Source organism: Ferruginibacter sp. SUN002 (assembly GCF_050611725.1).
In the GTDB taxonomy this organism is placed as follows: domain Bacteria; phylum Bacteroidota; class Bacteroidia; order Chitinophagales; family Chitinophagaceae; genus Ferruginibacter.
In genome coordinates this window covers 1,948,259-1,960,657 of the sequence record NZ_JBODJB010000001.1, presented here as the reverse complement: position 1 = coordinate 1,960,657, position 12,399 = coordinate 1,948,259, and the positions used below count along the sequence as shown (strand labels likewise).

Genomic DNA, 12,399 nt, shown 5'->3' with positions numbered 1-12,399 from the left:
CATTTAATTATTCAATTACAGTTATATAATAGTTCATAGATGTCATATTGATGGGACTTCCTGAGTCATTTTTAAATTTAACTTCTACTGTATTTGCTGCAGATACCCTAGCATAGCAAATTATTATACCATCAGTTAATGCCGATGCAGGAGAAACCATCACCGAACTACCTGTTGCAGCATTTGTAACTGTTAATGTTTGCGTTGTATAGTTACCTGCAGTAATATTTGGTAAATCCAATGCAACTGTAGCTTTTATAATGTTAGTAACAGTTGTACCATTAGCCCCGAAACGTGATGTTCCTCCTACCTCAAACTGCCTTGTCGGTGCACTCACACCAATACCGGTATTTCCAGAAACAATCATACCATTTGTAGGGGCTGCAGTTACACCGGCATAACTACCAACGCTTACTCCTCCATTCACATCTAATTTTGAAACTGGAGCAGACGTACCAATGCCGAAATCTCCAGTAGCATCAACAGCACTTAGTACTGTACCACTTGAATTTCTCCATTCAGTAAGGTTCGCACTTTGTGTACCACTATAAGCTTGAATGCCTAAAGGCACACTAGCATCTCTTGGTGTTTTTACTAATATACTTGTACCTGTAACTCCTGCTACAAAAGCCGGGAATGTTGCAGTTTGTCTATCACCTTCTAATATAGTAGCCCAGTAAGAACCCATTTGTAAACAACGGCTACCACCACCTTGCCAGTAAATATCACCACCATCACCACCAATTCTAAAATCACCTGTACCGGCTGTGTTTGAGAACAATAACTGAGATACAGAACCTGTTCTACGAATATTGATATTATCAGCAACTTCCAATTCTACTCCAGGATCACTTAAACCTACACCAACATAACCCGTATGGTATACATCCTGAGTTACCGATGTTGCTCCTGTACCTGTGGCTACGTCGTACCAAGGTTGTAATGAAGAAACCAAAGCTGTCGGATTTAGTTTTCTTACTACGTTTGTAGTTGTATTCACCATTACCAAACTATCGGTTGTTGCACCACTTGCTAGCGATGATGCAGTTATAGTCCCTGAGAAAGTTGTATTACCTGTAAATGTTTTGTTACCTGCTAATGTTTGTGCTCCTGTTGTTACAGCTCCTCTATTGGTTGCACTTGCATCAGGTATATTAAATGTATGTGTTGTACCACTCGATGAAATATTAAAATCCGTACCTGAAGTACCCGTTGCAAATGTTTGAGTAGATCCGGTTAAACCTCCTAAAGATGTAATAGCATTGCCACTCAATATATCTACTACTCTTCTTTTTCTTAATAAACCTGTAGCTGCATTTACAGTTACAATACTATCTGTTGATGCACCGGCTGCTAACGTTGATAATGTTGTTGCTCCGCTTACACCTAAAGTACTGCTTAATGTGGTTGCACCGGTTACACCTAATGTACCTCCAACAGAAGTATTTCCACTTAAAGTTTTATTTCCTGCAATGGTTTGTGCACCGGTAGTAATAGCGCCCCTGTTAGTTGCACTGGCGTCAGGAATATTAAATGTGTGTGTAGTACCACTAGATGCAATATTAAAGTCTGTACCAGTAGTACCGGTTGCAAATGTTTGAGTAGATCCGGTTAAACCACCTAATGATGTAATAGCATTGCCACTCAATATATCTACTACTCTTCTTTTTCTTAATAAACCTGTAGCTGCATTTACAGTTACAATACTATCTGTTGATGCACCGGCTGCTAACGTTGATAATGTTGTTGCTCCGCTTACACCTAAAGTACTGCTTAATGTGGTTGCACCGGTTACACCTAATGTACCTCCAACAGAAGTATTTCCACTTAAAGTTTTATTTCCTGCAATGGTTTGTGCACCGGTTGTAATAACACCACGAGCTGTAGCACTGGCATCCGGCAAATTTAATGTATGTGTAGTACCACTGGATGAAACTGCAAAATCAGTTCCACTGGTACCTGTTGTGATTGTTTGTACGCTTCCTGTTAAAGCATTCAAACTTGTAATTGTATTACCGCTTAATACATCAGCTACTCTTCTTTTATTCACTAAACCTGTTGATGCGTTTACAGTTACAATACTATCTGTTGATGCACCACTAGCAAGTGTAGACGCAGTTAAAGTGCCTGACAATGTTGTATTACCACTAAAGGTTTTATTACCTGCTAAAGTTTGAGCTGCAGTAGTTACCAAACCTCTTGCTGTTGCACTAGCACTTGGCAAGTTAAACGTATGTGTGGTACCGCTTGATGAAATAGCAAAGTCAGTCCCTGTTGTACCAGTTGTCATTGTTTGTGTGCTTCCTGTTAAGGCATTCATGCTTGTGATAGCTGTACCATTCAACAAATCGGCTACTCTTCTTTTATTTACTAAACCGTTGCTTGCATTAACTGTAAGTACACTATCTGTTGTAGCACCACTTGCTAATGTTGCAACATAAAGCGTATTGTTTAAGGCAGTACTTCCTGCTACAGTTAATGTAGAACCCAGTGTAGAAGCACCGGTTACACCTAATGTACCTCCAACGGAAGTATTTCCACTTAAAGTTTTATTCCCTGCAATGGTTTGTGCACCTGTGGTAATTACACCACGTGCTGTTGCGCTTGCATCGGGTAAATTAAAAGTATGTGTAGAACCACTTGATGAAATAGCAAAGTTAGTTCCGCTTGTACCCGTTGCAAAAGTCTGATCGGCTGTAGTTAATCCACCAAGACTATTAATGCCAGTAGTACTACCTAATGTCAAAACATCCCACACAGGACTTGCTGAAGTACCGGTATTAACGTTGAAAGCATTGGTAGTTGTATTGTAAACTAATAAACCCTTAGCAGGTAAAGGAATATTATTCCTTTCTGTAGTGGTCATTCGTGGAGCTAGTAAACCTTTTGTAGTACTGCTAATATCCAGCATAGCACTGGTGTCAGGGGTAGTTCCGTTGTCATTGATCGCAATGTTTTGAGCATTGACTTTTACTGAACTGACAACAAAAAATAGCAATAATAGTAAGGGGAATTGCTTTTTCATGGTATTGGTTTTGTTTTATTTGGACTTATGTATTTAATAAACGTTTTATATGTAAATTTATTTTATATCTTAACAGAACTTGACTATTATCAAACTGCTTTGTTGGCTAAACGAATACGCTAAATTTAATTAGGGAGAAAAAGGGCTGTAATTGCCCCACGGATGCTTTTCATTTTTTTAGAATATTGATTAGTAACTGATTATATAACGTAACAGATTATCTTCTTATTGTATAAGAAGAAAAAAAATAATATATAAATGCAAAAAAATCCCGGTTAATACCGGGATTTTATATAAGTAATTGATTATTAATTATTCTACAAACAATTTCTGTGTAGTTCTTTTCTTGTCAGGAGCAATGATCTCTATTTGATAAGTACCTGTTGCCAGGGTTACTGACGGTTTTATTGCCTGACTACTGTTACCATCATTACCCTGAAGGTTATTTTTATAGAGCAATTGTCCCAAATTATTCATTAATCTAATCTGATAAATGCCAGCTGCCTGGTTAGTAAATTGCAGATTGATGGTATTATTTTTAATCGGATTAGGATAAACTGTAATGTTGCTCATTAACTTATTATCAACTACAACTTTTACGATCGAACTATATTTAACCTGTCCGGATGCGTCGACAGTCTTGATTCTGTAAAAATTATTGCCTGCTAAAGCATTTTTATCCAACCAATTATACTCATTACTTGAATTATTATTGCCATTAACAGTTTGCACATCTACTAGAGTAAAAGCGATACCATCCGCCGATTTTTCTACTTCATACTTAACGATATTGATCTCATTTTCCACCTTCCACTCTACTGCAATATTATTATCATTTTTAAGAGAAGCTTTTACATTGCTGATCGTTACCGGCAAAAGTGCACCGGGTCTGAAAACGATCCTAAAACGGTTTTGATCAGCTGATGCTGAATTCCCATCAATATTAAAATTAACTTCTGTTGTTTGATTCAAATGAATAAGTGTAGAAGTGTTTAAATATTTATCTTCCAAAAAACCCTGTAAGCCTGAATTAGCCAGATACGCAGGTTCAAACTGAAAGCGGTAAGCTCTTTGTGTTGTTTTAGTAAGTTTAAGAAAAATAGTATCGTTTGCAGTCAACATTGGCCTTCTTTCTGCAGAAAAATTCAACCCATTTCTTACCAATCCTAAGTTTTCATTTGTATTGGCAATCTTTCCTGCATCTTCTAAATTTGTTTTAGCGCTAAACATATTATCGAACTCGGTTATTACTCCATCGGCTAATAATACGCTATCCGTTTCGGGCATTAATAGACTTGCCCTGAGAGAAGCAATTTTACGAGGAGCCTGTGGCCTACCCATTGCATTGTTATTATTACCATTTGATTTAGCTGTTTCTGGAAAAGAAATTGATGCTGATCCTACATTACCACTTGTAACCACAAAAAATGCCTGCCCCGACTGAATATGCTGTGTCATTGCGCTTCCGCCAACAGACTTTGTAAAAGTTCCATCACCATCAATATCATCTAACATTACCCATGAACCTACTGATCCGATATTGGGATCTAAAACAAAGAAACGTTTTACTAGATTATTTCTGGTAATACTATTGAAATCTACAGGAGATGCAAACGGATTACCAACCATCGTAAATTTTGCCGAGTCTGTTGCAGTAGAAAATGTTTGCGTATGTGCCTGTAACCTTCCTGTGCTTGTTAGAACTGTTGTGTTACAAGAGCCTGCCGGATAGTTAAAGTTTTCCCAGACCCTATCTCCTCTCACAAAAATAAAATAACCAACATTATCGGCACTGCCACTCGAGCCTGAAGAAATAGGCACTTTTGTATTTGTAATATTTGTGAAAGCCTGTGTAGCATAGTTAAAGCCTCTCATTGAAATATTATTCAGCGGACTTGCATCTAAACCGTTTCCACCGGCTCCTGTCGGATTCGGACCGGTTATCCAGGTTCCTTTACCGGCTTCATATACGCCACCATTCTGCCATGTATTATAAATAGTATTTGAACTTGTAACAGGTGCCGTCATTAAACGCCAAGCCCTTCTGCCCGGCATATGTCTTTGTACCATTGCCTTGCCATAAATATTTGAGGCTGCCGGAACTACATCTACTCTGGCGGTAAGATTTGCATCTGATAATAAAGTAAGATTGCTGTCACAATATAAATGACCACTACTTAGATTTAATACATTACGAACCCTGCCCATCGACTTTAACGCCGTACCGTAATTAGATTTACTACTGGTTAAATTATAAAAAGTTGTAGTGTTACTTCCCGATAAATAAGATTGAGTAGTATCTGCATATCCGCTGAATTTTACAGTACTGGTAGCTTCTGTAAAAGTTCCGTTGTTAATTAAGGCTGCATCTTTTACAACCAATGTAGGCGAGCCATTCATTACCCAATAAGCCCTTTGGCCAATGGTTAAACTTTGTGCAAAGATGGCTGTACAAAAAAAGATAGCAAGAATAAAAAAACAAATTGATTTTTTTAAGGATGAATGCGTAGTGACGGCTTCATCTTTGTGCATAATAGCACCGGAGTAGCTAATAAAAAGCTTTTTCATAAATAAGGGATTTTAAGGGCCGGAATACTTTTAAATACTCCGGTGATTCAAGTGACCAAAGCAGTTTCAATACAAAACACACTTTGCTCAACTATTAAAAACGGGCTTTTTAGGTTTTTATTGTTTGATATTATAAAAAAATGCCACTTATAATATTCATCTTTACAATATTTGATAAAAATCAGCTGTTTTGTGTACACTGAAATGTATTAAGGAAGAAATGGAAGGATGTATCAGATGAATTGAAACGGATCAATTGTCGGTAATAGACAGCCTCTTCTTCCATGTGTAAGAAAGAAATCGGAAAAGTAGAGTGCTCATTAGATAAGCTAATGTCGAAAAACTGCTAGCAACATTGGTATTGCCAATAGTGAGGCTGGACATTGGAGCAATCAGCAGCGGTAATTCTGCTGTACTGTGGTTCTGGGCTCGACGAATAAAGCCCTGCTTTTGTTCTTAATATTTAACTTTATCAAAAAGTCAGGCAGCGGTTCCGGCGGACGAATATAAAATTCCCCACCATCGGCAATACCTGTTCGTTGGCAGTAAGTTTATGAGAACCCTTATTTCAATCATATTTTTATTCATTTCTGCCATCTCTTTTGGACAAAAAGCAGGCGAAGTAAAAGTCTATGTAAACGTTGATGATAGTTTAGTAAATAGATACAAAGACAGTTTACTTCTTGACAAAACAAACGAGGTTATTGTTTTTCAAACTAAAAGGCAATTCGACTATTTAAAAAGTGGTGACAGTATTTTAACATTTATCATTTGGCGACAAGACAAAACCTGTTTAACAGTTATTGTAAGTGATAGAAAAGTTTATTCTGCAATTTCCTTTGCTGGACAAAATATTTTTAATTACATCGATAAGAAAATAACTTATGTAACTCAAGATGAAAAAGTATTAAAGTTCACACCACCAATAATTGGTAACGTAGTATATTTCTTTTCAAAAACAACGAATAACTACTTTGAACTTACTGGGACAAATTCGCAACCTTGGACATACGTTGCAAAAAGTAAGAAAAAAGAGACTGCCAGAAAACGATATTTTGACTTGATTTATTCAACTTTGAAGAAAGAGAAATTCAATTTTAAAATCTTAAATAATTATAAAAGACAATTATAACGTGTAGACAAAACCTACTGCCAACATGAACTGTGTAAAAAACCAAATAAAAATTGATTTTTTTACGGTTTTGCTGAACTATAATTGGGTTGATACAAGCTATTGTTTTTTACTACCGCAAATACCTTTTCGTTGATTCCCCCCTACTCACATTGTGTGGCTTACGTACTCCGGCACGTCAGATTTTAAATCTTCATCTCGATTCATTAATACAACTTCAAATTTACAGTCTGCCTGCGTGAGGGATTGAAGCGAAAATCCTTTTTGGAGGCACGACAAAAAGATTGCAGCGTAAAGCCCGACCCAAAGGGGCACGCCATTACTTTTTCTTAAAAAATACGGCTCAAATCATGTAAAATCAACACATTTACGCAATCGTTGCCAATTAAGTGCCTGTTTCTTCGATTTTTCATATCAATTCCCCTATTTTTGCCCTCCTAAAAAAAACGTAGAATAAATTTATGGATAAGTTGATTTATGTAATTCCGGCAATGGGTATAGTAGGTTTGTTATATACTTTTTTAAAGTATGCATGGGTATCTAAACAAGATGCCGGCACAGACCGTATGAAAGAGATCAGTAATTATATTGCTGAAGGTGCAATGGCTTTCTTAAAAGCCGAATATAAAATTCTTACGTACTTCGTAATATTAGCTGCCTTGTTATTAGGTGTTTTGGGGTATACAAGTGAAAACAGTCACTGGACCATTGCTTTGGCATTTATATTAGGTGCTTTTTTCAGTGCATTGGCAGGTTACATTGGAATGAAAGTAGCTACCAAAGCCAATGTACGCACAGCGCAAGCGGCACGTACCAGTTTAAGCAAAGCGTTGACTGTTTCGTTTACCGGCGGTAGTGTAATGGGGTTAGGCGTTGCCGGATTAGCCGTTTTAGGACTAGGCGGATTATTTATTATTTTGAAAATGGTGTTTGCTCCCGGTGCTGCTGTCAACAGCCACGAGATGGAAAAAACCATTGAAATATTAACAGGATTTTCTTTAGGCGCAGAATCGATTGCATTGTTTGCACGTGTGGGTGGCGGTATTTATACAAAGGCTGCAGACGTTGGCGCTGATCTTGTTGGTAAAGTAGAAGCCGGTATTCCTGAAGATGATCCTCGTAACCCTGCAACCATAGCAGATAATGTGGGTGATAATGTGGGTGACGTTGCCGGTATGGGTGCCGATCTTTTCGGTTCTTATGTTGCTACGGTTTTAGCTACAATGGTATTGGGTAGAGAAACAGATGCATTGACGGATGATTTTGCAGGCATGTCTCCTATTCTTTTGCCGATGCTGATCGCTTCAATCGGTATTTTATTTTCCATCATAGGCACTTTCTTTGTTCGTATTTCTGAATCAGTTGGTAATAGTACTGTTGCTGTTCAAAAAGCGTTGAATATGGGCAACTGGGGTTCTATTGTTCTAACGGCAATTGCTTCTTATTTTTTAGTGAACTGGTTGCTGCCCGAAACAATGACCTTACGTGGACATGAATTTACTAAGATGGGAGTTTTTGGAGCCATCATGGTTGGTCTTGCTGTTGGTACTTTAATGAGCATCATTACAGAATATTTCACGGCAATGGGTAAACGCCCAGTACTGAGTATTGTTCGTCAATCAGGAACAGGCCATGCTACCAATATTATTGGAGGCTTAGCAATAGGTATGGAAAGTACTTTATTACCGATACTTGTTTTAGCAGCAGGTATTTATGGCTCTTATGCTTGTGCAGGTTTATACGGTGTGGCCATTGCTGCCGCAGGTATGATGGCTACAACTGCTATGCAATTAGCGATCGATGCATTCGGACCAATTGCAGATAACGCAGGTGGTATTGCAGAGATGAGTGAATTACCAAAAGAAGTTCGTGAAAAAACAGATATTTTAGATGCAGTTGGTAATACAACAGCTGCTACCGGTAAAGGTTTTGCAATTGCTTCTGCAGCATTGACTGCATTGGCTTTATTTGCTGCTTTTGTTGGTATTGCAGGTATTGATGGTATTGATATTTATCATGCAGATGTATTGGCCGGATTATTTGTAGGTGCGATGATACCGTTCATCTTTTCTTCTTTAGCGATACGTGCGGTAGGTGAAGCAGCAATGGCAATGGTGGAAGAAGTTCGTCGTCAGTTCCGCAGTATTCCGGGAATTATGGAAGGTACCGGAAAACCGGAGTATGATAAATGCGTAGCGATCTCTACACAAGCTTCTTTGAAAAAAATGATGTTACCGGGTGCAATTGCAATTCTATCTCCGATAGCAATCGGTTTTATTTTTGGGCCGGAAGTGTTGGGCGGTTTTCTTGCAGGCGCTACCGTTAGTGGTGTATTAATGGGTATGTTTCAGAACAATGCCGGTGGTGCATGGGATAACGCAAAAAAATCTTTTGAATCGGGTGCCGATATCAATGGTACGATTCATCAAAAAGGGAGTGAACCACATAAAGCTGCAGTAACGGGTGATACTGTTGGTGATCCGTTTAAAGATACATCAGGACCGTCGATGAATATATTGATCAAATTAATGAGCATTGTATCGTTGGTAATAGCTCCTACCCTGGCAAAACTACATCATGACAAGATCGTTGATAACAGAAATGCCCAAATGAAAACTTTGATCAAGATGAACACAAAGGATGCAGCTGAAAGCATTACTAAAAGTTTAGAAGAACTTAAAACCCAACATTAAAAAAAAATAAAAAATATTTTAAAAAAGTTGCAACCTTTTTTAAAATATTATCGTCTAAGATAAAGTTGAATCGAAAGATTCGCATAAAATAGTTTAATCAGAACCATTATAACCAGAAAGTCCGAATGTTTCTACATTGGGGCTTTTTTATTTTAAACTACTTAAGATGTTCGGGCAAAGGGATATCTTTACTTAACTCATCTGCTATCGGCGCCAGCCGCTTGCTCGGTATTGGAATTAAACCTGACCATATCGGCAAATGATTGTCTTCATCTTCATCGATCGGCATCCCTTGACGTACCTTAGCACCTGCTTCGTTAATTTCAAATTTTATCAGCATCGTCTTCGCCACTTCGCTGTCTTTCATCGGTCTTAAATAATCCCAGCTGCCCGGAACGATCTTCTCAGTTAATTTTTTGAAGAAATCCTTTTTTATTTCAAAATCATCTATCAATTCGCTTTCAGAAAAAATAATAACTGAACGGTAATTAATGGAATGATTGAATGCAGACTTAGCCACTACAATATCATCTGTAATCATTACCGAAATACACACTTTTGTTCTTTGCATTAATTGCCGCAGAAAATGACTGCCGACAGAACCATGTATATACAGCTTGTTTTCTTCTCTTACAAAAGCTGTCGGAATAGCAAAAGGTTCTCCATTGATGGTATAACTCACAGTACAAAACAGGGCTTCATCCAGGATCGGGTACACCACTTCTTCTGAATAGTGCATACGCTGGTTAGCGTATCTGCTGGGGGTTGTTTTTGGGGTTCTTTCCATTTTGTTGTTTTCTTAAAATTATAATGCAGTAAAACATTTTAGGGATATTCTATTGTTACTTTTTTTTTGCGAAAAAAAAGTAACCCCCGAAATAATCGGGGCAGGCAAAAAAGCCGCCCTAAATCGATTACGTCCCGATTTCGGGTTTGTACTTCGATTAAGCTTATGTACTTCCCACCGAGTTGGGATTTGCAAACTGTAAACTCAACTTCAGTAATTCTACATGATGTTTTACTACCAGACTAATAGATTCTCAAAACTTGATAAAAGCAAATTATCAATAAAATTCATTTATCTACGAAACTTTTAGTTTTTATTATGAAATAATTTTTTATCTTCACGTACGAAATACATCGTACAATGACTACAATTAAAAACACCAGGCCTACTGAAGGTGAATTAGAGATACTTCAGGTACTTTGGAATAAAGAATCTGCTTCGGTTAGAGAAGTACATGAAGAATTGATAAAAGGGAAAGAAGCCGGTTATACCACTACCCTAAAACTCATGCAGATCATGTTTGAGAAAGGATTAGTGTCGAGAGATAGCAGCAGCAAGGTTCATATTTATAAACCTTCTGTTACAAGAGAGAAAACGCAATCACTTTTTTTAAATAAGATGATCGATTCTTTATTTGCCGGCTCGTCTGCTCAACTGGTTATGCAAGCACTTGGCAATCATAAAGCATCTAAAGAAGAATTAGACGAGATCAGAAATTATCTCAACAGCATAAAATAATAACTACCGATGCTTTCTGCTTTTTTTGAGCATACATTTTTTTTACAGTCGCTTGGCTGGGCTATTGCTAATAGTTTTTGGCAAGTTGCGCTATTGTGGGTAGTGTATAAATTGATCACCGGTTCAAAACAAAATTCATCAGCTCCTTTTAAACACAACTTGAGTTTTGCATTGTTAATGCTCTCAGTATGTTGGTTCATTGCTACAATTCTGCAGTCTTACGGAGATACGTCAAAAACGATCGCTACATTTTCTATTTCCGCATCAACAAATAATATAATCATCACGGTACTTCCATACATAGCAGTAGTCTATGTAGTCTTTCTGATCGCATATTTAATACGATTCTCTAACAACTTTTTTAAAATAGCACAATTAAAAAACAGCCATCTGCTAAAACCAAATATCGATATACGAATTTTTGTTACCAATACTGCGTTGCATTTGGGTATCACAAAAAAAGTGCAGGTTTGGCTGTCTGACAAAATAGATGTCCCATCAGTAATCGGTTTCTTTAAGCCGGCAATATTGCTCCCTGCCGCAGCCATTGCTCAATTAACTACAGAACAATTAGAATCGGTTTTATTGCATGAACTGGCACATATTAAAAGACAGGATTTTTTATTGAATCTTCTGCATACCATCGCAAAACTTATACTGTTCTTTAATCCTTTTGCCGCTTTACTAAGTAAGCAAATAGAAACCGAAAGAGAAAACTGTTGCGACGATTGGGTATTGAATCATCAATACAATAGAGAAACATATGCAAATGCATTATTACAAATAGAAACTTACAGACAGGAAAAAGTAATAATAGCACTAGCCGCAACCAACGGCAAAAAACAATTACTGAACAGGATCAAAAGGCTATTCAATGCTGAACCAAATACATTTTTAACCAATTTTCAAAAAGTGCAGATAGCCACAGTGTGTGTTTCACTTTTAATTGCATGTGTTTTGTTGATGCCGGCTAAAACTTCTGCTGACGAACATCCTGTTGCAGAAAAAGATAATATCATTTTATATAAAAACGTTCAATCGTTTATTCTTCCTATAGCACAGATAAACAATGAACCTATTCGAATAAAAGAAACACCCAAAACGAAAACTACAACAGCAACTAATATTGTGGTTAAAGCGAACACCTCCAAAAAAGATAATGACTATTCTGTTGCGTTGATCAATGAGGAATTATTACAAGCTGCCGATCCGGAAGCATATGCAATTACTAATGTATCTGATAAAGAAGACTTGATCACTCCCAAATACTATGTAAAGATCGAAGAAGAAAAATCGGGCAACAAAAACAACAGTGTGTATTATTTTCAATTGTCAAATGATAGTGGAAAAGCAACCGTTAAACCTATCATTTTCTTAAACAAACCTGTAAAGAAAATCTCCAAAAAAATGCCCGACACATCTATTATGCCGGGCAAAAAAATCACTTCTTAAAGCA

At 37.3% G+C, this 12,399-nt stretch carries 7 protein-coding genes; 4 read left to right on the top strand and 3 right to left on the bottom strand.

Translation table 11 applies throughout. From position 1 onward, the window contains the following. Positions 1–7: 7 nt before the first annotated feature. Positions 8–3,025: a beta strand repeat-containing protein gene (locus ACQ33O_RS08830; RefSeq protein WP_430995205.1), complete on the bottom strand. Its 3,018-nt coding sequence runs from the start codon at positions 3,023–3,025 to the stop codon at positions 8–10. Between the two features lie 312 nt (positions 3,026–3,337). Continuing rightward, complete coding sequence (locus ACQ33O_RS08825; RefSeq protein WP_430995204.1) at positions 3,338–5,593, bottom strand: T9SS type A sorting domain-containing protein; 2,256 nt, start codon at positions 5,591–5,593, stop codon at positions 3,338–3,340. Positions 5,594–6,146: 553 nt separating this feature from the next. Here ACQ33O_RS08825 and ACQ33O_RS08820 point away from each other — a divergent pair. Both ACQ33O_RS08820 and ACQ33O_RS08815 read left to right on the top strand, forming a co-directional pair. Further along, positions 6,147–6,725, top strand: coding sequence for a hypothetical protein (locus tag ACQ33O_RS08820; protein ID WP_430995203.1), 579 nt, complete (start codon positions 6,147–6,149; stop codon positions 6,723–6,725). A 461-nt stretch (positions 6,726–7,186) separates the two neighbouring features. Then, positions 7,187–9,418 (top strand): sodium-translocating pyrophosphatase, encoded by a 2,232-nt coding sequence (locus tag ACQ33O_RS08815; protein WP_430995202.1) that lies wholly within the window; start codon positions 7,187–7,189, stop codon positions 9,416–9,418. A 157-nt stretch (positions 9,419–9,575) separates the two neighbouring features. Here ACQ33O_RS08815 and ACQ33O_RS08810 read toward each other — a convergent pair whose 3' ends face one another. After that, positions 9,576–10,205 carry a pyridoxamine 5'-phosphate oxidase family protein gene (locus ACQ33O_RS08810; protein ID WP_430995201.1) on the bottom strand — a complete coding sequence of 210 codons (630 nt, stop codon included), beginning with the start codon at positions 10,203–10,205 and terminating at the stop codon, positions 9,576–9,578. A 360-nt stretch (positions 10,206–10,565) separates the two neighbouring features. Here ACQ33O_RS08810 and ACQ33O_RS08805 point away from each other — a divergent pair, with 360 nt between their 5' ends. Further along, positions 10,566–10,943: a BlaI/MecI/CopY family transcriptional regulator gene (locus ACQ33O_RS08805; RefSeq protein ID WP_430995200.1), complete on the top strand. Its 378-nt coding sequence runs from the start codon at positions 10,566–10,568 to the stop codon at positions 10,941–10,943. Between the two features lie 9 nt (positions 10,944–10,952). Next, the gene (locus tag ACQ33O_RS08800; protein ID WP_430995199.1) at positions 10,953–12,395 is read left to right on the top strand and encodes a M56 family metallopeptidase; all 1,443 of its coding nucleotides are present in this window, start codon (positions 10,953–10,955) and stop codon (positions 12,393–12,395) included. Positions 12,396–12,399: the final 4 nt, after the last annotated feature.